Origin of the sequence: Curtobacterium sp. 320 (assembly GCF_031455235.1) — a bacterium.
Classification (GTDB): Bacteria; Actinomycetota; Actinomycetes; order Actinomycetales; family Microbacteriaceae; genus Curtobacterium.
Window position 1 is genome coordinate 87,240 of sequence record NZ_JAVDSI010000010.1, and the last position, 23,943, is coordinate 111,182.

The 23,943-nt window shown below is 72.2% G+C and carries 21 protein-coding genes; 14 read left to right on the forward strand and 7 right to left on the reverse strand.

All coding sequences use genetic code 11. The annotated features are described in order from the left end of the window. The first annotated feature begins 23 nt into the window (after window positions 1-23). Genes J2X60_RS13985 through J2X60_RS13995 form a run of 3 tightly spaced genes read left to right on the forward strand, consistent with a single transcriptional unit; the run spans window position 24 to window position 2,745 of the window. Window positions 24-836: a hypothetical protein gene (locus tag J2X60_RS13985; RefSeq protein WP_083295011.1), complete on the forward strand. Its 813-nt coding sequence runs from the start codon at window positions 24-26 to the stop codon at window positions 834-836. Window positions 837-892: 56 nt separating this feature from the next. Beyond that, the gene (locus tag J2X60_RS13990; protein WP_309888295.1) at window positions 893-1,894 is read left to right on the forward strand and encodes an ATP-binding cassette domain-containing protein; all 1,002 of its coding nucleotides are present in this window, start codon (window positions 893-895) and stop codon (window positions 1,892-1,894) included. Next, window positions 1,891-2,745 carry an ABC transporter permease gene (locus J2X60_RS13995; protein ID WP_070416645.1) on the forward strand — a complete coding sequence of 285 codons (855 nt, stop codon included), beginning with the start codon at window positions 1,891-1,893 and terminating at the stop codon, window positions 2,743-2,745. Before J2X60_RS13990 ends, J2X60_RS13995 begins: the two co-directional genes overlap by 4 nt. Window positions 2,746-2,748: 3 nt before the next feature. On the opposite strand, the gene J2X60_RS14000 is transcribed toward J2X60_RS13995, so the two are convergent. Both J2X60_RS14000 and J2X60_RS14005 read right to left on the reverse strand, forming a co-directional pair. Beyond that, window positions 2,749-3,432, reverse strand: coding sequence for a response regulator transcription factor (locus tag J2X60_RS14000; protein ID WP_070416644.1), 684 nt, complete (start codon window positions 3,430-3,432; stop codon window positions 2,749-2,751). Beyond that, on the reverse strand, window positions 3,429-4,658 hold the full coding sequence (locus J2X60_RS14005) for a PspC domain-containing protein (protein WP_309888297.1): 1,230 nt from the start codon (window positions 4,656-4,658) through the stop codon (window positions 3,429-3,431). The genes J2X60_RS14000 and J2X60_RS14005 overlap by 4 nt, the downstream gene beginning before the upstream one ends. Window positions 4,659-4,772: 114 nt before the next feature. Between J2X60_RS14005 and J2X60_RS14010 the strand changes: the two genes are divergently transcribed. The 4 genes from J2X60_RS14010 to J2X60_RS14025 all read left to right on the forward strand — a co-directional run bounded on the left by J2X60_RS14010 (window position 4,773) and on the right by J2X60_RS14025 (window position 9,611). Then, window positions 4,773-6,197: a PspC domain-containing protein gene (locus tag J2X60_RS14010; RefSeq protein ID WP_309778961.1), complete on the forward strand. Its 1,425-nt coding sequence runs from the start codon at window positions 4,773-4,775 to the stop codon at window positions 6,195-6,197. A gap of 11 nt (window positions 6,198-6,208) precedes the next feature. Continuing rightward, complete coding sequence (locus tag J2X60_RS14015) at window positions 6,209-6,574, forward strand: hypothetical protein (RefSeq protein ID WP_309888299.1); 366 nt, start codon at window positions 6,209-6,211, stop codon at window positions 6,572-6,574. 104 nt (window positions 6,575-6,678) lie between these two features. Then, a complete protein-coding gene (locus tag J2X60_RS14020) occupies window positions 6,679-8,580 on the forward strand; it encodes an amino acid transporter (RefSeq protein WP_396127757.1) in 1,902 nt (633 codons plus the stop codon). Further along, the gene (locus J2X60_RS14025) at window positions 8,577-9,611 is read left to right on the forward strand and encodes an EamA family transporter (RefSeq protein WP_309888301.1); all 1,035 of its coding nucleotides are present in this window, start codon (window positions 8,577-8,579) and stop codon (window positions 9,609-9,611) included. Before J2X60_RS14020 ends, J2X60_RS14025 begins: the two co-directional genes overlap by 4 nt. A gap of 70 nt (window positions 9,612-9,681) precedes the next feature. Here J2X60_RS14025 and J2X60_RS14030 read toward each other — a convergent pair whose 3' ends face one another. Then, window positions 9,682-11,367 (reverse strand): long-chain-fatty-acid--CoA ligase, encoded by a 1,686-nt coding sequence (locus tag J2X60_RS14030; protein ID WP_070416639.1) that lies wholly within the window; start codon window positions 11,365-11,367, stop codon window positions 9,682-9,684. A gap of 60 nt (window positions 11,368-11,427) precedes the next feature. Between J2X60_RS14030 and J2X60_RS14035 the strand changes: the two genes are divergently transcribed. Then, window positions 11,428-12,360: an oxygenase MpaB family protein gene (locus J2X60_RS14035; protein WP_309888303.1), complete on the forward strand. Its 933-nt coding sequence runs from the start codon at window positions 11,428-11,430 to the stop codon at window positions 12,358-12,360. Window positions 12,361-12,417: 57 nt separating this feature from the next. On the opposite strand, the gene J2X60_RS14040 is transcribed toward J2X60_RS14035, so the two are convergent. The 4 genes from J2X60_RS14040 to J2X60_RS14055 all read right to left on the reverse strand — a co-directional run bounded on the left by J2X60_RS14040 (window position 12,418) and on the right by J2X60_RS14055 (window position 16,270). Next, entirely contained in the window at window positions 12,418-13,434 is a 1,017-nt protein-coding gene (locus J2X60_RS14040) for an aldo/keto reductase (protein WP_309888305.1), read from the reverse strand. Then, complete coding sequence (locus J2X60_RS14045) at window positions 13,431-13,997, reverse strand: TIGR03086 family metal-binding protein (RefSeq protein WP_309778965.1); 567 nt, start codon at window positions 13,995-13,997, stop codon at window positions 13,431-13,433. Before J2X60_RS14045 ends, J2X60_RS14040 begins: the two co-directional genes overlap by 4 nt. Before the next feature lie 638 nt (window positions 13,998-14,635). Beyond that, window positions 14,636-15,196 (reverse strand): YceI family protein, encoded by a 561-nt coding sequence (locus tag J2X60_RS14050; RefSeq protein ID WP_070416635.1) that lies wholly within the window; start codon window positions 15,194-15,196, stop codon window positions 14,636-14,638. Window positions 15,197-15,325: 129 nt separating this feature from the next. Continuing rightward, a complete protein-coding gene (locus tag J2X60_RS14055) occupies window positions 15,326-16,270 on the reverse strand; it encodes a hypothetical protein (RefSeq protein ID WP_309888307.1) in 945 nt (314 codons plus the stop codon). Between the two features lie 283 nt (window positions 16,271-16,553). On the opposite strand from J2X60_RS14055, the gene J2X60_RS14060 reads away from it, so the two are divergent. The 6 genes from J2X60_RS14060 to J2X60_RS14085 all read left to right on the forward strand — a co-directional run bounded on the left by J2X60_RS14060 (window position 16,554) and on the right by J2X60_RS14085 (window position 23,931). After that, window positions 16,554-17,558 carry an aldo/keto reductase family protein gene (locus tag J2X60_RS14060; RefSeq protein ID WP_309888309.1) on the forward strand — a complete coding sequence of 335 codons (1,005 nt, stop codon included), beginning with the start codon at window positions 16,554-16,556 and terminating at the stop codon, window positions 17,556-17,558. Between the two features lie 205 nt (window positions 17,559-17,763). Continuing rightward, complete coding sequence (locus tag J2X60_RS14065) at window positions 17,764-18,261, forward strand: GtrA family protein (RefSeq protein ID WP_071295941.1); 498 nt, start codon at window positions 17,764-17,766, stop codon at window positions 18,259-18,261. Next, complete coding sequence (locus tag J2X60_RS14070) at window positions 18,258-19,760, forward strand: glycosyltransferase (protein WP_071295931.1); 1,503 nt, start codon at window positions 18,258-18,260, stop codon at window positions 19,758-19,760. Before J2X60_RS14065 ends, J2X60_RS14070 begins: the two co-directional genes overlap by 4 nt. Next, a complete protein-coding gene (locus J2X60_RS14075) occupies window positions 19,757-21,751 on the forward strand; it encodes a glycosyltransferase family 39 protein (protein WP_309888311.1) in 1,995 nt (664 codons plus the stop codon). Before J2X60_RS14070 ends, J2X60_RS14075 begins: the two co-directional genes overlap by 4 nt. 53 nt (window positions 21,752-21,804) lie before the next feature. Further along, complete coding sequence (locus tag J2X60_RS14080) at window positions 21,805-22,626, forward strand: DUF4397 domain-containing protein (RefSeq protein ID WP_309888313.1); 822 nt, start codon at window positions 21,805-21,807, stop codon at window positions 22,624-22,626. Between the two features lie 153 nt (window positions 22,627-22,779). Further along, the gene (locus J2X60_RS14085) at window positions 22,780-23,931 is read left to right on the forward strand and encodes a glycosyl hydrolase family 8 (protein ID WP_309888315.1); all 1,152 of its coding nucleotides are present in this window, start codon (window positions 22,780-22,782) and stop codon (window positions 23,929-23,931) included. Window positions 23,932-23,943 lie beyond the last annotated feature (12 nt).

Here is a 23,943-nt window from a genome sequence, read left to right on the forward strand (position 1 = left end):
GCGCACCCGAAGGAGCATCGACCATGGGATTCCTCGACCGCCTGCTCGGACGTCCGGAGCGCGACCAGAACGGCGCCGCGCAGCAGAACCAGTGGGGACAGCCGCAGCAGCCGCAGCAGCAGGGGTACCGCTACGGCCAGCAGTCCTACCACCAGCCCGCGCCCACGGGAGCGCCGGCGGCCGGCGGCCAGTACGGTACGCCGCAGTGGGGCGGCGGCGACCCGACCGGTGGTCAGCAGGCGTCGACCGACGACGAGCGTGCGGTCGAGCGCTACCGCTACCTGCTCCGCACGGCCCCGCCGGAGCGCATCGAGGAGGTCCACGCCGAGGCCTTCGCGAAGCTCACGGACGAGCAGCGCCGGATGGTCTACGACGAGTTCACCCGGTCCGCGCCGGCCGGCGAGGCCCCGCGCGGCGACGACCCGCGCTCCCTGGCCCAGGCCGCGACGCGCTCCGAGATCCGGCAGCCCGGGTTCATGGAGCGCTCGCTCGGCGGTGTCGGGAACGGTCGCGGCGGGATGTTCGGCGGTGCCGGGCAGCGCTCCGGTCCCTCGTTCGGCAGCATGATCGGCGCCTCGATCCTCGGGACGGTCGCCGGCTACGTGATCGGTTCGGCCATCATGAGCGCCTTCCTGCCGGACCCCGGATCGTTCGACGGCGGTACCGATGCTGCGGGTGACGGTGGTTCGGAGGACACTGGTGCCGACTCCGGTGACGGAGGCGCGTCCGACAGCGGCGCGTCCGACGGCGGCGGGTTCGAGAGTGCGGGCTGGGGCGACAGCGGATCCGACTTCGGCGGTGGCTTCAGCGACTTCGGTGGTGACTTCGACGTGTAGCGCGTCACGGTCGGTACCGACCACCTGATATGTTCCATGCTCGACAAGGGAGCGACATGGCCATCATCGAAGCCTCCGGGCTGACCAAGACGTACCGATCGAAGTCCGGTCCCGTGCACGCACTGGCCGGGCTCGACCTGGTGGTGCCGCAGGGCACCGTCAAGGCGCTGCTGGGGCCGAACGGTGCCGGCAAGACCACCACGGTGAAGGTGCTGACCACGCTCATCACGCCGGACAGCGGCACGGCGACGATCGACGGCATCGACGTCATCGCCGACCCGCAGGCAACCCGGCGTTCCATCGGGGTCTCCGGCCAGTACGCCGCGGTCGACGAGAACCTGACCGGGTTCGAGAACCTCGAGATGATCGGGCGGCTCTACCACCTCGGTCGTCGGACGGCGCGGGAACGGGCTCGCGAGCTCATCGACGTCTTCGACCTGGCCGAGGCCGGGGACCGTCCGGTGAAGGGCTTCTCCGGCGGCATGCGGCGGCGGATCGACCTCGCCGGCGCGCTCGTGATGAACCCCCGCGTGCTGTTCCTCGACGAGCCGACCACCGGGCTCGACCCGCGCAGCCGGCTCGCGCTCTGGGGCGTCATCGAGGGGCTCGTGGCCGAGGGCACGACGGTGCTCCTCACCACGCAGTACCTCGAAGAGGCCGACCAGTTGGCCGACGACATCGCGGTGATCGACGGCGGGACGGTCATCGCCGAGGGCACCTCCGACCACCTCAAGGCCCAGGTCGGCGGCCACCGGGTCGTCATCACGCTGGTCGACCAGGCCGATGCGGACGCCGCCACGACCGTCCTGCGTCGCTACGGCGTCGGTGAGGTCGAGGCCTCCGGCGACGGCCGGACCCACGCCATCGCGGTCGAGGCCGGACCCTCGGCACTCCAGCGGGTGCTCGCCGACCTCGGTGACGCCGGCATCGAGCTGCACGACGCCGGCATGCGACGCCCCACCCTCGACGACGTGTTCCTCCGGCTCACCGGCCACGCGGCGACGGACGACGATGCGGTCGACCCGGCTGCCACGAAGCAGAAGGAGGCGGCACGATGACCGCCACCACACCCGCCACGGCACTCGGCCGGCAACTGCCCGTCGTCGTCACGTCGCCCGCGGCGGTCTGGTTCGAGGACGGCTGGACGGTCACCAAGCGGAACCTCATCAAGATCAAGCGGTCGCCGGACATGCTCGTGTTCGCGGTGCTGCAGCCGATCATGTTCGTCCTGCTCTTCAGCCAGGTCTACGGCGGCGCGATCCAGGTGCAGGGGACCGACTACACGCAGTTCCTGATGGCGGGGATCTTCGCCCAGACGGTCGTGTTCGGCGCGACGTTCTCCGGCTCGGCGATGGCGCAGGACCTCAAGGAAGGGCTCATCGACCGGTTCCGCACGCTCCCGATGTCGGCGTCAGCGGTGCTCGTCGGCCGGACGAACTCCGACCTGGTGTTGAACGGCATCTCGATGGCGATCATGATGCTCACCGGGCTCGCGGTCGGGTGGCGGGTGAACTCGTCGCCGCTGGAGTTCCTCGCCGGCATCGCGCTGCTGCTGCTCTTCAGCTACGCGTTCAGCTGGGTGATGGCGCTGCTCGGCATGAGCGTCAAGACGCCCGAGGTGATCAACAACGCCTCGTTCATGATCCTGTTCCCGCTGACGTTCATCTCCAACGCCTTCGTCCCGAGCGACACGCTGCCGCTCGTGCTGCGGGTCTTCGCGGAGTGGAACCCGGTGTCGTCGCTCGTGCAGGCCGCCCGCGAGCTGTTCGGCAACGTCGGCTCGGCGCCGGTGCCGGACATCTGGACGATGCAGCACCCGATCGTGACGGTGCTGATCGGGATCGCGGTGATGCTGGTGGTGTTCGTGCCGTGGTCGGTGAACAAGTACACGCGGATCAGCTCGAAATAGAGCTCAGAGGAGCTTCCGCTGGAGCGCCCACGCCGTGAGCTCGTGCCGGTTGGACAGCTGCAGCTTCCGCAGCACCTTCGACACGTGCGTCTCGACGGTCTTCACCGAGATGAACAGGTCCGCGGCGACCTCCTTGTAGGCGTACCCGCGTGCGATGAGCCGCATCACCTCCTGCTCGCGCGCCGACAGGCGGTCGAGTTCCGTGTCGACCTGCGCGGTCTCGCCGCTCACCGCGCCGAACGCGTCGAGCACGAAACCGGCCAGCCGCGGCGAGAACACCGCGTCCCCCTCGGCCACGCGGTCGATCGCCTCGGCGACGTCGGCCTCCGACGAGCTCTTGGTGATGTACCCGCGCGCTCCCGCCCGGATCACCCGCACCACGTCGTCCGCCGCGTCCGAGACGCTCAGCGCGAGGAACCGGGTGTCCGGGTGGCCCGGGGCGGCGCGTGCGATCACCTCGGCGCCACCACCGCCCGCACCGCCGGGCAGGTGGACGTCGAGCAGGACGACGCGCGGTCGGGTCGCGGCGACGAGGTCGACGGCCTCGTCGACGGTCGCGGCCTCACCGACGACCAGGAGGCGCGGCGGCAGCCCGGCGCGCACGCCGGCCCGGAAGATGGAGTGGTCGTCGACGATGGCGACGGTGAGCGGTGCGGCCTGCGGCTGCGCGGTGGGGTCGTCGGTCACGGGTGCTCCTCGGTCGGCCGGTCGGGGGCGGTCAGGGGGAGGACCAGACGGACCTCGGTGCCGGTGCGTCCCGGCCCCGGCGCGATCGTCGCGGTGCCACCGATGCGCTGCATCCGGCCGACGATCGACTCGCGGACGCCGTAGCGGCCCTCCGGGACGGCCGCGGGGTCGAAGCCCGGCCCGCGGTCGCCGATGGTGACCTCCACGCGGTCGTGGGCGGTCTCGGCGTACACCCGGACGGTCCCGCCGGCGTGCCGAGCGGCGTTGAGCATCGCCTCGCGGGCGGCCGCGACGATGCCCTCGGGCAGGTCGGCCCGCGCCGGACCGATCGCGATCACCTCGACCTGCGCCGGGTACTCGGTCTCGATCTCGACCGCGGTCGCCCGGAGCTGGGCCCCGAGGTCGGCGGTCGGCTCGGCCTGCTCGGCGAACAGCCACGACCGGAGTTCGCGCTCCTGGGCCCGCGCGAGCCGTGCGGCGTCGGAGCCCGGCTCGGCCCGCTGCTGGATGAGCGCCAGGGTCTGCAGGACGGAGTCGTGCAGGTGCGCCGCGATCTCGGCCCGCTCGACGTCCCGCACGCGGGCGGCGCGCTCCTCGGCGAGGTCGCGGACGAGCCGGACCACCCAGGGTGCGACCACGACGGCGACGCCGAGCAGCACCGCGGTCGCGGCGGTGAGGACCGTCCAGACGTTCGGGTGCGTGCTCGAGGTGAAGAACAGCAGGATGCCGAGCACGACGAGCACGAGCGCGCCGAGGGCCCGGACGACGAGGGCGGAGGACCCCGCGGCGCGGACGTTCCGGAGGGCGTCGAGTTGCCGCCACGCGAGTGCCGCTCCGGTGGCGACGACGATCGCCGGCACGATGAACGCGAGCGGGACGTCGGCGCCGAGCCGTGAGGCGACCATCGCGCCGCCCGCCGTCAGCAGGGCGATGCCGAGCAGGATCTCCACGACCGGCGCCCGGCGCGCGGGCTCGTCCGGCGCGGCCTCGGCGTCCGCTGCGGGACGGGTCAGCACCGCTCGCAGGGACGTCGGCGTCGCCGGACCCTGGCTCGGCGTCGTCGCCCAGAGCCAGGCGTAGAGCAGGACACCGGCCCCGCCGCACACCGCCAGCACCGCGGTCGCGAGCCGCACCGCGCCGACGGGCAGCCCGGTGTGGGCAGCGAACCCGCCGCACACGCCACCGACGACCCGGAGGGCCGGGCGGGACATCGTGGCGGTCGGCATGGGCCAATCCTGGCACCCCGGGTCCGCCGATCGCGGGCTCCGGGGCGGAGATCAGGGGACGATCAGGGTGAACCCCGATGGTGCCGACCGTCGACGGCCACGATGCTGGTGGCCATGACACAACAGGACACCGGCGGCCCCGCGTCGGCGACACGGTTCTTCGACTGGATCCGGGGCATCCACGTCACCCGGTCCGACGACCGCTGGCTCGCCGGCGTGTGCGGCGCCGTCGCCGAGCGCACCGGGCTCGACCCGCTCGTGGTGCGGGGCGTCGCGATCGTCGTGGCGCTCCTCGGCGGCCCGGTGTTCCTCGCCTACGCGGCGGGGTGGGCGCTGCTGCCGGACTCGTCCGGACGCATCCACGTCGAGCGGATGGTCCGCGGGGTGCTCGACCCGGCGCTCATCGCCATCGGCGTCCTCGTGGTGCTGACCTTCGTCCCCGCCGTCCAGGGCATCTGGTGGCAGGGTGTCCCGGTGGCGTGGGGGATGCCCGGCTGGCTCTCGGCCACGCTCGGGACCGCGTGGACGATCGCCCTCGTGGGGTGCGCCGTGTGGCTCGTGGTGGTCCTGGCGCGCCGGGGCTCGCAGTCGGCAGCCGGCGTCCAGGCGGCGGCCGGTGAGCCGGCGGCGCACGGCGAGCCGGCGGAGCCGGGCACGCGGCGCGACTTCTGGACGAGTGCCGACGACCCCGCGCCGACGCCGTGGGCGGCGACGGGCGCGACGACGGCGGGTGGACCCGACCACGTCGCTCCCGGTGGGTCCGCGGCGGGGGCGAGCAGCGCCTCCTGGCAGTGGGACACGACCTCCGCGGCGGACCGACACCGTCAGCACACCGAGCGGATGCGCGCGGAACGGCAGCGTCAGGCGGAACGGCGAGCGGAGCGAGCCGATCGGCTCCCCGGCGCCGGGTACGTCGCCGTGAGCCTGGGCCTCGCCCTCGTCGTCGGAGCCGGCGTCGCGGTGTGGGCGCAGCAGACCGACCTGCCCGTGCCGGTGCTCGGGATCGCCGCCGCGGTCGCCGTGCTCGCCGTGGCGACCGTCGTGGCCGGCGTACGCGGACGGGAGAGCGGTGGCCTCGGGCTGTTCTCGACCATCGGGGTCGTCGCGCTCGTCGTGACGGGGGTGCTGCCCACCGGCACGCAGGTCACGGTCGTCGGCGGGACCACCTGGCGGGTGGACGACGTCCGGCCGGGTACCGAGCGGAACTACGCGATGGTGGTCGGTGGGCCGACGCTGGACCTCCGCGGGCTCGACGAGGCCGACGGCGGCGGGACGGTGAACCTCTGGCTCGGAGCCGGGGGAGCCGAGGTCCAGCTGCCGACCGACGCACCCGTCCGGGTCCGGGTGAGCGGCGTCGGGTACGGCGTCGAGCTCCGTCCGGACGACGACGCGGACGACAGCCTCGGTGGCGCGCTCGGCACGACGACCGTCGAGAACCGGGCAGCGCGATCGGCGGACGCCGCCGAGACCACGACCGTGCACGTGTGGGTCATCGGCGGCGGCGTCGACGTGCCGCGTGCCGTGACCGTCGACCAGTGAGGAACGAGACGATGACGAACGACGAGACCACCCCGGACGACCGGACCACCCCGGACGACCGGACCACCCCGGTCGACCCGACCACCCCGTACGACCGGACCACCCCGTACGACCGGGCCACCCCGTACGACCGGGCCACCCCGACCACCCCGTTCGACGGGGCCCCGGCACCCGCTCGCCGCCCGCGCCGCGCACCCCGCTTCGGCACGGTGTTCTGGGGGGTCGTCCTCCTCGTGTTCGCCGCCGCGATGGCCGTGAGCGCCCTGCCGTGGTTCACCGTCGACCCGATGACGCTCCTGCTCGGGGCCTGCCTGACCGCCGGGGTCCTGCTCGTGGTGGCCGGTGTCGCGGCGGTGATCGCGAGACCACGGCGCTAGGACGGCCTACGATCGTGTCCGTGACCGCGACAGACGCCGAGCGGGCCGCGGAACGCGACGCGACCGAGCCTCCCCTCGACCGAAGCACCCGTGTGCGTCGCTGGATGCTGCACGGGGCCGACCAGGGCGCCTCGCACCAGGGCCCGCACCAGGTCGAGGTGGAGAAGACCCACTCGTGGTGGCGCGTCATGTGCCTCACGGGCGTCGACTACTTCTCGACGCTCGGGTACCAGCCCGCGATCGCCGCGCTCGCCGCAGGGCTCCTGTCGCCGATCGCGACGATCGTGCTCGTGCTCGTCACGCTGTTCGGCGCCCTGCCGGTGTACCGCCGGGTCGCGCAGGACAGCTTCCGGGGCGCCGGCTCGATCATGATGCTCGAGAAGCTCCTGCCCTGGTGGGCCGGCAAGCTCTTCGTGCTCGTGCTGCTCGGGTTCGCCGTGACGGACTTCATGATCACGATGACGCTGTCCGCGGCGGACGCGACGGCGCACATCGCGGAGAACCCGTTCACGCCGCACTGGTTCACCGAGATCCCGGTGCCGCTCACGCTCGCACTGCTGCTCCTGCTCGGGGTCGTGTTCCTCCGCGGCTTCAAGGAGGCGATCGGCATCGCGGTCGCCCTCGTCGCGGTGTACCTGCTGCTCAACGCGGTCGTCGTCGGGGTGTCCCTGTGGCACGTGTTCGAGCACCCGATGGTGGCGAGCGACTGGTGGAGCGGCCTCACGGCGCAGCACAGCAACCCGCTCGTCATGATCGGCATCGCCCTCGTCGTCTTCCCGAAGCTCGCGCTGGGCCTGTCCGGCTTCGAGACCGGCGTCGCGGTGATGCCGCAGGTGCGCGGTGACGCGTCCGACGACACGAGCGCCCGACCCGAGGGCCGGATCCGCGGGACGAAGCGCCTGCTCACCGTCGCCGCGGTCATCATGAGCTCGTTCCTCATCACCTCGTCGATCGTCACCACCTTCCTCATCCCGCAGCACGAGTTCCAGCCGGGCGGCGGCGCGAACGGGCGGGCGCTGGCGTACCTGGCGCACGAGTACCTCGGCGGCGTGTTCGGCTCCGTGTACGACTTCTCGACGGTCGCGATCCTGTGGTTCGCCGGTGCGAGTGCGATGGCGGGTCTGCTCAACCTCGTGCCCCGGTTCCTGCCCCGCTACGGCATGGCACCGCAGTGGGCGCGGGCGACCCGGCCGCTCGTCATCATCTTCACGCTCATCGCCTTCGTGATCACGATCATCTTCCAGGCGAACGTCGACGCGCAGGGCGGCGCCTACGCCACCGGCGTGCTCGTCCTCATCACGAGCGCCGCGGTCGCGGTGACGCTGTCGGCCCGACGCAAGCAGCAGAAGAAGCGCACGATCGGGTTCGGCATCATCGCCGTGGTCTTCGTGTACACGACCGTCGCGAACGTCATCGAGCGGCCGGACGGCGTCCGGATCGCCGCGATCTTCATCATCGCGATCGTCGTGGTCTCGCTGGTCTCCCGCGTCCGCCGGTCGTTCGAGCTCCGTGCGTCGTCGATCGAGCTCGACGCCACCGCCCGGCAGTTCATCGAGGCCGACGCCGACCAGTTCAGCTCGGTCTGCATCATCGCGAACGAACCGGGTGCCGGCACGGCCGAGGCGTACCGGTCGAAGGGGCGCGAGGAACGCCGCGACTCCGGCATCCCCGCCCGCGTGCCGACGATGTTCCTCGAGGTCCTGCCCGCCGACTCCTCCGACTTCGAGGAGGACCTCGTCGTCGAGGGCCACGTCATCCACGGGCACCGCGTGCTCAAGGTCCGGTCGGGCAACGTGCCGAACACGATCGCGTCGACGCTCCTCGCGATCCGGGACATCGCCGGCGTCGTCCCGAGCATCTACTTCGAGTGGAACGAGGGCAGCCCGATCCGCAACGCCATCCGCTTCGTGTTCACCGGCGTCGGTGACGTCGCGCCCGTGACGCGCGAGGTGCTGCGCGAGGCGGAGCCCGACGTGAACCGCCGACCGAGCGTCCACGTGTCGTGACGGGCGGGGCGGACGCGAGCCGCGCCTCCGGGCCCGTCGGTGGACTCGCGGCGGTCCTCGTCGCCGCGGCCGTGTGGGGGACCACCGGCACCGCGACGCACTTCGCGCCCGGGGTCCCCGCGTTCGTGTTCGGGGCCGTGACGTTCGGCCTCGGCGGGTTCGTCCTCGCCCTCGGCGCCGGTCGCGGCACGCTCCGCGCGGTCGCCGACCCGGCGAGCCGTCGCTGGGCGCTGCTCGGCGCGGCGTCGCTCGTCGTCTACGCGGTCGCGTTCTACGCGGCCCTCGCCGATGCGGGCGTCGCGCTGGGCACGACGGTGGCCATCGGGTCGTCGCCCGTGTTCGCGGGGCTCGTCGAGTGGGTGGCGGACGGGAGGCGCGTCACGCGCAGGTGGGTCGTCGCCACCCTGGTGAGCGTGGTCGGGATGGTCGTCGTGACGCTCGCGCGGTCCTCCGAGCATGCGGGCGCGGGCGCGGGTGCGTCGGACGGTGCCGACCGGGACGGGTCGCTCGTGCTCGGCCTGGGGAGTGCGCTGCTCGCCGGGCTGACGTACGCGCTGTACTCGTGGGCGGTCGCGCGGGGCATGCGTGCGGTGTCCGTTCCCGTCGCGCTGCCCGGCGGTGTGTCCGTGGCGGACCGTGCTTCCTTGCTGGCTCGCGCGGCCCTGCCGGCTCGCGCGTCCCTGCCGGGTGAGCGTGGCTTCGTCGGTGCGGTGTTCGGGCTCGCGGCGGTCCCGCTCGTGGTGCTCGCCGTCGTGGGCGGGCAGGCGTCGCTCGGGGTCGCGGCGAACTGGCCGGTGTTCCTGTACCTGGCGCTCGTGCCGACGGTGCTCGGGCACTCGCTGTACGCCGTCGGGCTGCGGTCCGTGAGCGCCTCGGTCGCGACGCTGCTGTCGCTGTTCGAGCCCGTCGTGGCCGCGGTGCTCGCCGTGCTCGTGGTGGGGGAGCACCTCGGTGCCGGAGGCTGGGTCGGCATCGGGCTGGTGGTCGTCGGGCTGGCGGTCCTGGCCGTGCCGGAACGGACGCGCGCCTAGCGGTGCGGGTGCGCCGCCAGGGGTGCGCCGCCGGGGGTGCGGGTGCGCCGCCGGGGGTGCGGGTGCGCCGCTACTCGCCGAGGATCTGGTCGCGCACCTTCCGCCGCAGCACCTTGCCGATCATCGAGCGCGGCAGGTCCTCGACCACGACCACCCGGCGGGGCACCTTGTACGCGGCGAGGTGCTCGCGCGACCACGCCCGCAGGGCATCGGCGTCGAACGTCGCGGGGTCCTTCGGCACGACGGCAGCGACGACCTGCTCGTTGCCGCCCTGGGTGATCCCGACGACCGCGACCTCGCGCACGCTCGGGTGCTTGAGCAGGGCGTCCTCGACCTCGGTCGGGGAGACGTTGAACCCGCCGGTGATGATGAGCTCCTTGAGGCGGTCGACGATCCGGACGTACCCGTCGGCGTCGATCGCCACGATGTCACCGGTCCGGAACCAGCCGTCCGGCGTGAAGACCTCGTCGGTGGCCTCGGCCTTGCCCCAGTACCCACGGAAGACCTGGGGCCCGCGGACCTGGAGCTCGCCCGGCTCGTCGGTCCCGAGGACCTTCGTCGGGTCGTCCGGGTCGGCCACCCGCGCCTCGGTCGAGGACAGCGGCAGGCCGATCGACCCGAGGCGCCGGGCCGGGGACACCGGGTTCGCGAGCAGGACGGGGGAGCACTCGGACAGTCCGTAGCCCTCGACGAGGTAGCCGCCGGTACGGGCCTCCCACGGCTCGACGACCTCCTTCGAGAGCGCCATCGCCCCGGAGATGCCGATCTCGATCCCCTCGAGCGAGACCTTCGCGGAGTCCGCCGCGTGCTGCAGCCGCGCGTAGATCGGGGGCACCGCCGGAAGGAACGTCGGCGGGTGCTTCTTCATCGCGGCGAGCACGAGTGCCGGGTCGAACGTCGGGAACAGCACGAGCCGCGACGCCATGCTCATCGCGAAGGTCAGGCAGAGCGTCAGGCCGTAGGCGTGGAACATCGGCAGGACCGCGTAGACCACGCTGCCGTCACCGGGCTGGATCTGCGGGACCCACGCCCGGGCCTGTGCGGCGTTCGCGATGAGGTTGCCGTGCGACAGCACCGCACCCTTCGGCACGCCCGTCGTGCCGGACGTGTACTGGATCAGGGCGACGTCGTCGGTGGCGGGTCGGGGGTGGCGCTTCGACAGCTTCCGGTTCGACACGAGGTCGTCCCACGGCGTCGTGCCGCGCACCTTGGTGGTCAGCTTCGCCCGGGACTCGCGGGCCTTCGCGACCGGGAGCGACAGCGCGATCCGGGTCCCGCGCGGCATCGCGCGGGTGAGGTCGACCGAGACGATCGCGTCGAGCTTCACGTCCGAGGGGAAGTCCTGCAGCGTCGCCACCGACTTGTCCCACGCGATCGCGACCTTCGCGCCGTGGTCCTCGAACTGGTGGCGGAGCTCGCGCGGCGTGTACAGCGGGTTGTGCTCGACGACCACGGCCCCGAGGCGGAGCACGGCGTAGAAGGCCACGATGTGCTGCGGGCAGTTCGGCAGCACGATCGCCACCCGGTCGCCGGCGGTCACCCCGAGCTTGCGGAGGCCGTTCGCCGCCCGGAGGATCTGCTCCTCGAGCTCGGCGTACGTCGTCGTCCGCTTGAAGAACTCGAGTGCGACCTTCTTCGGGAAGCGCCTGGCGGACCCCTCCACGATGTCGTACAGGGAGCCGGTCGGCTCGTCGATGTCGTGCGGGACCCCCGGGGCGTACGAGGCAAGCCAGGGACGAGGCGTGTCGATGCTCACGCCGACCAACCTAGCGGGCCACCCGAGCGCGTTGTCAGGGGCACGACGGACGATGGCGTCATGCCCTTTGTCGCCGATGCCTTCCGATCCCGTCTCAACGACACGTTCACCGGTGGTGCGACGGAGCGCCCGGCCTGGATCGACGAGCTCGAACAGGGCACCGACGCCGGGTTCTTCGGGCCCGGCTCCGCCACCTGGTCGGTGCACGGTGGGAAGCAGACGATCCTCGCGGGTGTCCGCGCCCTGCTCGTCCAGGCGCTCCACCCCGGGGCGCTCGCCGGCGTGGCCGACCACTCCCGCTACCGCGAGGACCCGTTCGGCCGCCTCGCCGGCACCATCCGCTGGATCTACACGGTCTCGCACGGCGACACCACGGCGGCCCGGTCCGCGAGCGCCTGGGTCCGGAAGCTCCACGAGCGCGTCCGTGGCGAGTACGTCGACGGCCACGGGGTCACGAAGCCGTACGCCGCGAACGACCCGGACCTCGCCCGGTGGGTGCACCTCGCGTTCACCGACGCCTTCCTCCGCAGTGCGCAGCTGTGGGGCGACCCCATCCCCGGCGGCGCCGACGCCTACGTGCGCGAGTGGGCGATCGCCGGCCGGCTGATGGGCGTCGAGGACGCCCCCGAGTCCGACGCCGAGCTCCGTGCCCAGATGAACGGGTACCTCGACCGCGGGGAACTCGTCGCGACCGCACGGACGCTCGACGTCGTCCGGTTCATCAAGGACCCGCCGCTCGCACGCCTGCTGCGCCCCGGGTACCGGGCGCTCTTCGACGGCGCGGTCGTCTCCCTCGATCCGCGGCACCGCTCGATGCTCGGGTTGCGGACGCCTGCGGTCGGGCCGGTGGAGTTCCCGGTCCGGCGGACGGCGGGCGTGGTGCTCGACGGCATCGGTGCCGTGCTCGGGCACCAGCCGGGGACGGAGCGCGCGGCGCTCGTGCGGATCGCGCGGCTGGGCGGCGAGCGGCGGATTCCGGACGCGACCGTCTGACGGACGGGAGGCGCGGTGCCAGCTGGCACCGCGCCTCCCGTCCGTCCGGTGGGTGCGTCAGAAACCGGACGGCACCCGGGGTGTGTACGCGGATTCGAGACGGGTGACCTCGTCGTCCGTGAGCTCGATCGTCGTCGCAGCGACCGCGTCGTCGATGTGGTGCTCCTTCGTCGCGCCGACGATCGGGGCGGAGACCGCGGGCTGCCGCATGACCCACGCGAGGGCGATCTGCGCCATGCTCGCGTCGTGCGCCTCGGCCACCTGCTGCACCGCGTCGACGATCGCGCGGTTGGCGTCCTCGTCCTGCTTGTAGAGCGTCTTGCCGAACTCGTCGGTGTCGGCCCTGCTGCCGGAGCCCTGCGCGTCCCAGGGACGGGTGAGCTTGCCGCGGGCGAGCGGGCTCCACGGGATCACGCCGACGCCGGTGTGGGCGCAGAAGGGGTGCATCTCGCGCTCCTCCTCGCGTTCGAGGAGGTTGTACTGGTCCTGCATGCTGACGAACCGCGTCCACCCGTGCAGGTCGACGACGTGCTGCATCTCGGCGAACTGCCACGCCCACATGCTGCTCGCGCCGATGTAGCGCGCCTTGCCGGACTTGACGACGTCGTGGAGGGCCTCCATCGTCTCCTCGACCGGGGTGTGCGGGTCGAAACGGTGGATCTGGTACAGGTCGACGTAGTCCGTGCCGAGGCGGGTCAGCGAGGCGTCGATCTCGTGCATGATCGCCGCCCGCGAGAGTCCGGCGCCGTTGGGGCCCAGGCGCATCCGGTTGAAGACCTTGGTGAAGACCTGGACCTCCTCGCGCGGGGCGAGTTCCTTGAGGAGGGTGCCGGTGATCTCCTCGGAGCTGCCCGCGGAGTACACGTTCGCTGTGTCGAACGTGGTGATGCCCTGGTCGTAGGCGCGGCGGACGAAGGGGCGGGCCTCGTCGATGCCGACGCTCCACTCGTGGGCGCCCTTGTCGGGGTCGCCGTAGGACATCATGCCGAGGATGACGGAGCTGATCTGGAGGCCGGAGGCGCCGAGGCGGGTGGTCGGGGGTGCCGGGCTTGTCGAGCGGGCGGTTTCGGTCATGCCGCCACCCTGGCATCGCGCCCTGTGACCGCGAGGAGGCGGACCTGCAGCGGCGCGTCCTCGCCGACGTCGACCGGTGCGGCGTAGAGGCCCGTCGCGGCGAGGTCCTCGATCTGCGGCTCGAAGTGCTCCCACACGGCCTGCACGAGTTCGTCCGGCAGGGTCTCGTCGCTGCCGGTCGCCCGCGCGAGGTCCCACGTGTGGATCGTGATGTCGCTGGTCTGTTCGGTGAGGTACTGCCCGGCCGGGACGACGTCCGTGGCGAGGTGCACCGGCGTGTCAGCGGGCGTTCTCTGCCACGCCTCGATGGCTTCGGCCGCGAACTTCGCCCACTCGGCCGCGAGGTCGGAGCCGACCGCTTCGAGATCCGCTTCGGCCTGGGCGTAGTCGCACCCCGTCAGGAGCTTCGGGATCCACCGCTGCTCCTCGACGACGTGTCGGACGAGGTCTCGGGTGGTCCATTCGGAGTCGGGGGTCGACGCGTCCCAGTCCGTGACGGCGGCGACGCGGCGGCCGAACTCGGCTGCCGCGAGTGCCTGCAGCGCGATCCAGTCGGTGGCCATGGTGGTGCTCCTGTTCGTGGGTCCTGCGGGTGCGGGGTGCGGGGTGCTGCGTGTTGGTGGGTGTTCGACGACCGGCCCGGAGGCGGGTTCCCGTGTGCTCCCCTGCAACCTTCCAGCTCGGGTTCCGATTCCCCGCGGCGGTCGCCCGGTGCCGGTCGGCGGACGCTGCGGTCTCACGCTACTGCGCGCGGTCGCCGGGCGAGCGGGCGAAATGTGCGGGGGTGCGACGTCCATCGGCGCCGAATCCGCCCGATCGGCGTGTGTGGCGCGCGCGACCAGGGACGCCGGCGCGCGCGACCAAGGACGCCGGCGCTCGCGACGGAGCCGATCACGTGGAACGCGTGGCGGTCGTGGCGAGCGGGCGGAAGACGGCGGGCGCTTGCCGCGAACCGCGCGTACTCCGCCCGCTCGACGGTGGGACGCGCGAGCGATCAGGCCCAGCTCACGCCCAGCACCGCGCGCCCCGCCGCCCGCCGCCCGCCGCCCGCGGCCCGCGGCCCCCACCCCGCAACGGCGAACGGCCCGACTCCGTGGGGGAGGAGCCGGGCCGTTCGCTTCGGGTACTGCAGTGTCCTGCGGTTCGATGTCCCTCAGGTCACGCGCAACGCGATGACCTTCGGGTCAGGAGGGACGAGGTGTCAGGCCGCCTGGAGGACGAACTGCACGTCGAGGTTGATCGTCACGTCGTTGCCGAGCGTGAAGCCACCGGCCTCGAGCGCAGCGTTCCAGTTCACGCCGAACTCGGTGCGGTCGATCTTGGTCGTGGCCTCGGCGCCGAACTTGACCTGGCCGTAGCCGTCGGTCGTGAAGCCGCCGAGCTCGGCCTTGAGGACGACCGGCTTGGTGACGCCACGCAGGGTCAGGTCGCCGGCGATGTGCAGGTCGTCGCCCTTGGCCTCGATGCTCGTCGAGCGGAAGGTGAGCTGCGGGTGCTCCTCGGTGAGGAAGAAGTCGCTCGTCTTGAGGTGCTGGTCGCGCTGCTCCTGGCCGGTGTTGATCGACGCGACGTCGATGTTCGCCTCGACGGTCGACTCGAGCGGGTTCTCGGCGGTGACGACGGTGGCGTCGAAGGTCTCGAACTTGCCCTTGACCTTGCTGATCGCGAGGTGGCGGACCGAGAACGTGACCTCGGAGTGGGTGGGGTCGATCTTCCAGGTACCGGTCTGGTAGCCGGGGATGGTCGAGGCGGTGAGCGTCATGGTGACTCCTTCGAAGCGTGTGGACTGCGTTCCCGAGCAGGCGCCGGGCGGAACCACGATTCCATGCGCCTGCATCGAAGTTGATGCTAGCCCATTCTGCACGTGTTTGGTTGAAGCGTCAACCAATGTTCATCTCGATGATGCTGGACGGCGTGTCGGACGTGGGTCGTGCCTCCCGGTCGCAACGCCGTCGAGGAGGCGACGGACGCGCGCCACGAGCGCCTCGATCGCCGGTCCCACGTCGTCCGCGGTGGCGCGCAGCAGCCACCAGCCGGCGTCCTTCAGGTGTTCACCCCGCGTGATGTCCTTGCGGAACGTGCGATCGTCGGTGCGGTGGAGGTCGCTCTCGTACTCGATCGCGACACGGGCGTCCGGGTACGCGAGATCGACGCAGGCGACCCACCGGCCGTCCGCCACGACGTCGTGGTTCAGGGCGGGTTGCGGCAGGCCGCGCCGCGTGAGGGCGAGTCGGAGCCGGGTCTCGCCGGGCGAACGTGACCCTGGGCGCATCTCGGCGAGGGCTGCTCGGACGCGACGGATGCCCCTCGCTCCGCGGTAGCGACGAGCCGCGGCGACCAGTTCGGCGTGGTCGCACCAGCCGAGCCAGCCGATGATCGCGTCGCCGACCACGATGAGTTCGTCGCGGCTCAGGAGGGTCGCGAGCGCGACGAACGTGTCGGCTGGGTGGGTCAGCGCCGCGGTGCCCGAGTGGACCACCCGGAGTCTGCCGCGGCGGGCGCGGTGCCCGATCGTCCCACGGACGCGGAGCGCCTGGTCCGTCCCGATCGTCGTCACGTGGACGCGGGGATCGCGCTCGAGCCGGCGCGGGAGCGGGAAGCCGAGGATCGCTGCGGCGGTCGTGTGGCTGAACGCCTGGTCCGGGCGCAGGCGCGGCTGCACCGCTCGCGCGCGCTCGTCGTGCGTCTGCGGACGGGTCCAGGCGCGGATGCCGTGGAACGGGCGGAGGAACGCTCGTGATCGGAGTCGGCCGACGCTGACGCCGCGGTGCAGGGCTTCGCACACGCGGAACGGCCGGCCGCGGAGGGCCATCGGGAAGGTCGCGTCGACGTGCATGCGGCCAGCGTGGCCGCTGGCATCACCGCGCGACTGGCGCCCGCCCCGATCTGTGGACGACTGGCGCAAGCGACCGCCTGTGGACGGATGGCAGGCTCGAGGCGGCTCGGGAGGCGCGGCGCGAGCGGGCGGAACCGGCGCGGTCCCAGCGCGGTCCCGTGGGTATTCCTCCCGCTCGCGCATCCCCTCCCGCTCGCCCCCGCCCCGCGCGCGCCGCGCGCCCCCGCACCCAGGTACTCGCACGGCCCCTCACGGCGCGGGGAAGCCCGCTAGCGTCGGGAGCATGGAATTCAGGTACCTGGGCAACTCCGGACTCAAGATCTCCGAGATCACCTACGGCAACTGGCTGACGCACGGCTCGCAGGTCGAGAACGACGTCGCCACCCAGTGCGTGCGGGCAGCGCTCGACGCCGGCATCACCACGTTCGACACCGCGGACACGTACGCCAACACCGCCGCCGAGACCGTCCTCGGCGAGGCACTGCAGGCCGAGCGCCGCCAGTCGCTGGAGATCTTCACGAAGGTCTACTGGCCGACCGGGCCGAAGGGGCACAACGACGTCGGCCTCAGCCGCAAGCACATCATGGAGTCGATCGACGGGTCGCTCGAGCGGCTGCAGACCGACTACGTCGACCTCTACCAGGCGCACCGGTACGACCACGAGACCCCCCTCGAGGAGACGATGCAGGCCTTCGCCGACGTCGTCCGCCAGGGCAAGGCGCTGTACATCGGCGTCAGCGAGTGGAACGCCGAGCAGATCCGCGCCGGTGCCGCGCTCGCGAAGGAGCTCGGCTTCCAGCTCATCTCGAACCAGCCGCAGTACTCGATGCTGTGGCGCGTCATCGAGGGCGAGGTCGTCCCCGCGTCGAAGCAGCTCGGCCTCAGCCAGATCGTCTGGTCGCCGATCGCCCAGGGCGTGCTCACCGGCAAGTACAAGCCCGGTCAGCCCCTCCCCGAGGGCTCCCGCGCCACCGACGAGAAGGGCGGCGCCGACATGATCAAGCGGTTCATGCGCGACGAGGTCCTCGAGGCCGTCCAGCGCCTCCAGCCCGTGGCCGACCAGGCCGGCCTGACCCTCGCGCAGCTCGCCATCGCGTGGACGCTCCAGAACGACAACGTCGCGAGTGCGATCGTCGGCGCGTCCCGTCCGGAGCAGGTCACCGACAACGTGCAGGCCGCGGGAGTGCGCCTGGACGCCGACGCCCTCGCGGCGATCGACGCAGCCCTGGGGGACATCCCGGAGCGCGACGCGTCGAAGACCGTCAGCCCGGCGTCGCGCCCCGCGTAGACGCGACCACCCTTCCGACCTGGAGGCGCGGTGCCAGCTGGCACCGCGCCTCCAGTCCGTCGTGGAGGCGCGTCCACCGCGACCCGCATGTGAACAGCGGGTGTCGCGAAACTGGCAGAACCATCCGTAAGTCTGTACCCCACCCAAACCGCCTCGAGAAGCCCCCCGAATCGGGGGCATGACCCGAACCGATACCCCCGTTGTGGTGCCATCCGCAACCGGCGCGGTACCCGTCCCTCCGCGCGCGGCCGTCGCGCGCCTGGTGGTGCTCGCGCGGCAACTCGTCTCCTTCGGCAGCATCGGCGCCGTCTGCTTCGTCATCGACCTCGGCGTCTACAACCTCCTCCGCGCGACCGTGATGCCCGACGGGCCGATCGCCGCGAAGATCGTCTCCGCCGTCGTCTCCACGGCCGTGGCCTGGATCGGCAACCGGTTCATCACGTTCCGGGCCGAGCGGCAGACCGGCCGCCGCGAGACCCTCCGCGAGGGGCTCCTGTTCGCGGTCACGAACCTCATCGGGCTCGGCATCGCCGCAGCGTGCCTGTTCGTCTCGCACTACGTCCTCGGTTTCACCTCCACCCTCGCCGACAACGTCGCCGGCAACGGGGTGGGTCTCGTGCTCGGCACCGCGTTCCGGTTCGCCGCGTACAAGGCCCTCGTCTTCCGTTCCACCGACGCTCACGCGAAGGAGCTCGCCGAATGACCATCTCCGCCACGCTGTGGACGGCCGCAGGGCCGCTGCTCCAGCCGAACGAGGGGACGGCTCCGTCGAGCGTCCCGAACCGCGGCACGACCGACGTCCCGACAGGAGGCTCGGGTCAGCTCCCGCAGGCCGCCTGGTCGGTCGGCGAGTGGGTCGGGTACTCGGCCCTCATCGCGATCTCCGTGCTGCTCACGATCATCGCGCTCACCACGCTGTGGTGGATGCTGCACGCCTGGCGCTCGCGCGACGCGCTCAAGTCCACGAGCTTCAGCCAGACGCCGCGCCCGGCGGCGCACCGGTTCACGCTGCTGGTCCCCGGCCGCCACGAGCAGGACGTCATGGGGGAGACGCTCGACATGCTCGCGAAGCAGGACCACCCGGACTTCGAGATCATCGCGATCGTCGGCGAGGACGACCCCGAGACGGACGCCGTCGTGCGTGCCGCCGCGGCCCGGCACCCCGAACTCATCAAGGTGGTCGTCGACGACACCGCGCCGAAGAACAAGCCGAAGGCGATGAACCTCGCGCTCCAGTACGCGACGGGCGACATCGTCGGCGTGTTCGACGCGGAGGACGAGGTCTACCCGCGGCTGCTCTCCCTGGTCGACTCGCGCTTCCAGGAGACCGACGCCGACGTCGTGCAGGGCGGCGTGCAGCTGATGAACTTCAAGTCGAGCTGGTGGTCGCTCCGGAACGTGCTCGAGTACTACTTCTGGTTCCGCTCGCGCCTGCACTTCCACGCCGGGTCGAAGTTCATCCCGCTCGGCGGCAACACCGTCTTCGTGACGAAGGAACGCCTGGACTGGTCGAACGGCTGGGACGCGCACTGCCTCGCCGAGGACTGCGAGCTCGGCGTCCGACTGTCCGCCGACGGCGCCAAGGTCGTCGTCGCCTACAGCCCCGAGGCCGTCACCCGCGAGGAGACCCCGCCCACCTTCGCCTCCCTGCTCAAGCAGCGGACCCGGTGGAACCAGGGCTTCCTGCAGGTGCTCGGCAAGGGGGAGTGGAAGAAGCTCCCGTCGTTCCGCCAGCGGTTCTTCGCCCGCTACATGCTGACGATGCCGTTCATCCAGGCGGCCACGGGGCTGCTCATCCCGCTCAGCGTCCTGATGATCCTGTTCGTCAAGGTGCCGACGGCGATCGCCCTCGTGTCGTTCGTGCCCGTCGCCCCGACGCTCATGCTGCTCGCCGTCGAGGTCGTCGGCCTCAACGAGTTCGGTCGGCTCTACAAGGAGAAGGTCCGGATCCGCGACTACGTGAAGCTCGTGCTCGGCCTCGTGCCGTACCAGATCTTCCTCGCCGCAGCGGCGGTCCGGGCCGTGGTCCGGCACGCCAAGGGGCAGAACGGGTGGGAGAAGACCGAGCACACCGGGCAGCACCGCACGGCCGGGCAGTCGGCCGAGGTCGTCGGCTTCGCGAACGCCGTGACCACCGACCGGGCGGACGACCGCTCGGACGACCGTGAACTCGTCGCGTCGACCACCGGAGGGACCCGATGACCGCCAGCATCACCGACACCACCGGCATCCCGATCCGGGGCGCCGTCGCCCGCCAGCGCTCCGGCGTCGGCGCCTGGTTCCGCCGGCACGCCGCGAGCCTCGGCTGGCTCCTCCCCGTCCTCGCCGTGACCGTCGTCGTGCAGTCGTGGAACATGTCCGGCACGCCGCAGCGGATCGACGACGAGGGAACGTACACCGCCCAGGCGTGGGCGATCACGCACCTCGGCGAGATCACCCACTACACGTACTGGTACGACCACCCTCCGCTGGGCTGGATCCAGATCGCCGGGTACACCTCGCTGACCGGGGCGTTCGCGCGCTACCCGTTCGCCGTCGAGGCCGGGCGCGAGGCGATGGTGTTCTTCGCCGCCGTGTCGAGCATCCTGCTGTTCGTCCTCGCCCGCCGACTCGGTGCCGGCCGTGCCACCGCGGCGGTCGCGGGCCTCGTGTTCGCGCTGTCGCCCCTGGCCCTGCAGTACCACCGCACGGTCTACATCGACAACGTCGCGACGCCGTGGCTCCTCGCCGCGTTCGTCCTCGTGCTCAGCCGTCGCCAGCAGCTCGCCGGCTTCGCCGGTGCCGCTGCGTGCCTCGGCATCGCGGTGCTCTCGAAGGAGACGTACCTGCTCGCCCTGCCGTTCCTCATCTGGATCGCGGTGCGCCGGGCCGACCGGAGCACTCGCCGGTACACGCTCAGCGTCGCCGGGGCCGTGCTCGCCGTGATCGGTGGCGGCTACCTGCTGCTCGCCGCGGTGAAGGGCGAGCTCCTGCCCGGCACCGGTCGGGTCAGCCTCTTCGAGGGCATCACCTACCAGCTCGGTTCCCGGGCGGCCAGCGGATCGGTCTTCGACGCGGGGAGCCTCGCGAACGAAGCCGCCGCGCAGTGGTGGGCGCTCGACCCGGTGTTCATCGTGCTCGGCTCGGCCGCAGCGTTCGTCGGGCTGTTCCTCCGCCGGGTACGCCCGATCGCGGCGATGCTCGTGTTCCTGCTGCTCATGATGTTCCGCCCGAACGGGTACCTGCCCGTGCCGTACGTGATCATGCTGATCCCGTTCGCCGCGCTCCTCGTCGCCTACACCGCCGAACGTGCCGTCCTCGCCGTGCTCGGCCGCTTGCGCGGGACCTCGGGGACCGATGCGCGGGCCGTCGTCCGCCGGGGCCTCGGCACCACGTGGGCGGTCGTGACGTCCGCGGCACTCCTCGTCGCACTCCCGCTCTGGGGGACGCAGCTGCGCGGGTTCGTGCTCGGCAACCTCGACCTGCCGATGCAGCAGGCCGAGCAGTGGGTCGGTGACAACGTCCCGAAGTCCTCGCGGCTGCTCGTGGACGACGCCATGTGGGTCGACCTCGTGCAGGACGGCTTCGCCCGGAACAACGTCATCTGGTACTACAAGCTCGACACCGACGCCGCGGTCGAACGCCAGTCGCCGAACGGCTGGAAGGACTCGGACTACGTCGTCACGACGGACTCCATGCGCACCGGCGGCAACTCGTCGTCGGACATCCGCCAGGCGATCGAGAACTCGACGACCGTCGCCGCGTTCGGCACCGGGAACCAGCGGGTCGACGTCCGACGCATCCACGCCGAGGGGTCGACGGCCGCCGAGGCCGCCATCACCCGCGCGACCGACCTCCGGAAGACGATGGGGACCGAGCTCGCCTCGAACCCGGCGCTCTTCGCCGACGAGGGCACCAAGTCGCAGTTCCGCGCCGGGCAGGTGGACTCGCGGGCGATGATCGCGCTCGGGCAGGTCCTCGCCGACGGGTTCGTCGAGGTCGACCGGTTCACGCCGGTGTCCGGCGAGACCGGGCAGCCCTTCCGCCGGGTCGTCCTGCACGCCCCGGGGAACGCCGAGGCGTCCCGCGTCGAGGCCACCCTCGACGCCATGGCCAGCGGGTTCCGACCCGACTCGGTCGAGCGGGACGGGTCGCGCCTGACCGTCGTCTACGCCCCCGCCGACCCGACCACGACCGCGACGAGCGCATCGTGACCGCCGCCGCACCCACGCACCACACCCGAACCACGACCAGAAGGAGCACCACCATGCCCGCACCTCGTCGCACCCTCCTCGTCGGCGCCCTCGCCACGAGCCTCGTCGCCGCAGCCGTCGGCCTCGCGCCGCAAGCAGCGACCGCCGCCACACCCGCCGCCACCTCGAGCGACCAGGGCTGGCTCCGCGTCGGCCACCTCTCCCCGGACACGAAGGGCGTCGACGTCGAGCTGTCGAGCCTGGCCGGCGGCAAGACGGTCTTCGAGCTCGACGACGTCACCTACGGCCAGGTCAGCCCGTACCAGGAGCTCCCGGTCGGCACCTACGTCCTGTCGATGCGCGCCGCCGACGCCCCCGAGTCGACCCCGGTGATCTCCACCGACGTCACGGTCGACAAGGGCGACGCGAGCACCGTCGTCGCCTACGGCAAGAACTCGCAGCTCAAGACGACCGCGTTCACCGACGACCTCCAGCAGCCCGGCGACGGCAAGGCGAAGCTCCGGCTCGTGCAGGCCGCGACCACCGCGAAGTCGGTCGACGTGAGCACCTCCGAGGGGACCGCCGTCGCCGAGGACGCCGCCTTCGGCACCGCCACGAAGTACGCCACCGTCGACGCCGGCAAGTGGACGCTCGACGTCTCGGGCAGCGGGCAGCGGGGCACGGCGAAGGTCGACCTCGCGGGCAACACCGTCTCGACGCTGTTCGTGCTCGACGACAGCAAGGGCGACCTCACGGTCGTGCCCGTCACGGACGCGGCAGCCACGGCGTCCACGCCGTCCGGCGGGGTGCAGACCGGTGGTGGCGGCGCGGCCGCCGACCCGGTCGAGCAGGCCACCCACGAGCTGATCGCGACGCTCCGCTCGCTGTTCCGCTGACGCCTGAACGGAGGCGCGGATGACCCCAGCGGATCCGCCCGCGTGGTCCGCGCCTCTCCCCACCGGCACGGCCGGTCCGCCGCTGGCGCGTCGGACCGGAACCGGCGGCGTGGGCCCAGTCCCACACCGCACCCAGTCAGGAAGGCAGGCCGCATGACCCGCAGGACCTGGATCCCCGTGACCGCCGCAGCCGCGGTGCTCGTCGCGCTCGGCATCGCGCTCGTCGCGGTGCGCCCGTGGGGCGCCTCGCAGCCGGAGGCCGGAGGCGCGTCGACCCCGACGTCCTCGGCGGCGCCGGACGCAGCGCGCTCGCCGGAGCAGCTGCGGACGGACTTCCTCGACCGGTACGTGCAGGACGGCCGCGTCGTCCGCACCGACCAGGGCGGCGACACCGTCAGCGAGGGGCAGGCCTACGGGCTCCTGATCGCCTACGCGAACGGCGACCGTGATCGCTTCGGCCAGATCTGGACGTGGACGAAGCGACACCTGCTCACCGACGACCACCTGCTCGCGTGGCGGTGGACGCCGGACGACGGCATCGCCGACGGGCAGTCCGCGAGCGACGCCGACCTCGACGCCGCCAGGGCACTCGTGCTCGCCGGGTCCTCGTGGGACGAGTCCCGGTACACCACGGCGGGGAAGACCATGGCGTCCGCGATCCTCGAGCACGAGACCGCCACGACCGAGCTCGGCACGATCCTGCTGCCCGGGCCGTGGGCCGACTCCGAGCCGTACCGGTACGACGCCTCGTACGCGTCACCGGCGGCGTACGACGTGCTGGCGAAGGCGACCGGCGATGATCGCTGGGAGGCGCTCGGCTCCGGGTCGCGAGCGGTCACGCGGGCCGTGCTCGCCGGGTCCGACCTGCCGAGTGACTGGTCCCAGGTGCACGCCGACGGCACGGTCGACCCGATGCCCGCGACCGGCGGGGACGACCGGGTGCTGTACGGGTACGACGCCATGCGGCTGCCGCTCCGGTACGCCGAGGCCTGCGCCGCGCAGGACCGGTCCCTGGCCGGGTCGATCGCGCCGACGCTCCGGCGGCAGACGCAGTTGGCGGCACAGCTCGACCTCGGCGGGACGGCCGTGACGGGGGACACGAACGCGCTGGCGTACGTGGCGCGGGCTGCGGCGGAGCAGGCCTCCGGGCAGTCGGCAGCGGCGGCGACGGACCTGCGCCGGGCGGACCGGACGGCTGCGACGACGCCGACGTACTACGGGGACGCGTGGGCGGCGCTCGGCGCGACGATGCTCACGTCCGACGTGCTCGGTGGGTGCGCGACGCGTGCCGGGGGTGCCTCGTGAGCGGGCGGCGGC

Excerpts from the sequence above, each read along its gene's own strand:
- J2X60_RS13985 (WP_083295011.1), top strand. The coding sequence starts at position 24 with ATGGGATTCCTCGACCGCCTGCTCGGACGTCCGGAGCGCGACCAGAAC.
- J2X60_RS13990 (WP_309888295.1), top strand. The coding sequence starts at position 893 with ATGGCCATCATCGAAGCCTCCGGGCTGACCAAGACGTACCGATCGAAG.
- J2X60_RS13995 (WP_070416645.1), top strand. The coding sequence starts at position 1,891 with ATGACCGCCACCACACCCGCCACGGCACTCGGCCGGCAACTGCCCGTC.
- J2X60_RS14005 (WP_309888297.1), bottom strand. The coding sequence starts at position 4,658 with ATGCCGACCGCCACGATGTCCCGCCCGGCCCTCCGGGTCGTCGGTGGC.
- J2X60_RS14010 (WP_309778961.1), top strand. The coding sequence starts at position 4,773 with ATGACACAACAGGACACCGGCGGCCCCGCGTCGGCGACACGGTTCTTC.
- J2X60_RS14015 (WP_309888299.1), top strand. The coding sequence starts at position 6,209 with ATGACGAACGACGAGACCACCCCGGACGACCGGACCACCCCGGACGAC.
- J2X60_RS14020 (WP_396127757.1), top strand. The coding sequence starts at position 6,679 with ATGCTGCACGGGGCCGACCAGGGCGCCTCGCACCAGGGCCCGCACCAG.
- J2X60_RS14035 (WP_309888303.1), top strand. The coding sequence starts at position 11,428 with ATGCCCTTTGTCGCCGATGCCTTCCGATCCCGTCTCAACGACACGTTC.
- J2X60_RS14040 (WP_309888305.1), bottom strand. The coding sequence starts at position 13,434 with ATGACCGAAACCGCCCGCTCGACAAGCCCGGCACCCCCGACCACCCGC.
- J2X60_RS14045 (WP_309778965.1), bottom strand. The coding sequence starts at position 13,997 with ATGGCCACCGACTGGATCGCGCTGCAGGCACTCGCGGCAGCCGAGTTC.
- J2X60_RS14050 (WP_070416635.1), bottom strand. The coding sequence starts at position 15,196 with ATGACGCTCACCGCCTCGACCATCCCCGGCTACCAGACCGGTACCTGG.
- J2X60_RS14055 (WP_309888307.1), bottom strand. The coding sequence starts at position 16,270 with ATGCACGTCGACGCGACCTTCCCGATGGCCCTCCGCGGCCGGCCGTTC.
- J2X60_RS14060 (WP_309888309.1), top strand. The coding sequence starts at position 16,554 with ATGGAATTCAGGTACCTGGGCAACTCCGGACTCAAGATCTCCGAGATC.
- J2X60_RS14070 (WP_071295931.1), top strand. The coding sequence starts at position 18,258 with ATGACCATCTCCGCCACGCTGTGGACGGCCGCAGGGCCGCTGCTCCAG.
- J2X60_RS14075 (WP_309888311.1), top strand. The coding sequence starts at position 19,757 with ATGACCGCCAGCATCACCGACACCACCGGCATCCCGATCCGGGGCGCC.
- J2X60_RS14080 (WP_309888313.1), top strand. The coding sequence starts at position 21,805 with ATGCCCGCACCTCGTCGCACCCTCCTCGTCGGCGCCCTCGCCACGAGC.
- J2X60_RS14085 (WP_309888315.1), top strand. The coding sequence starts at position 22,780 with ATGACCCGCAGGACCTGGATCCCCGTGACCGCCGCAGCCGCGGTGCTC.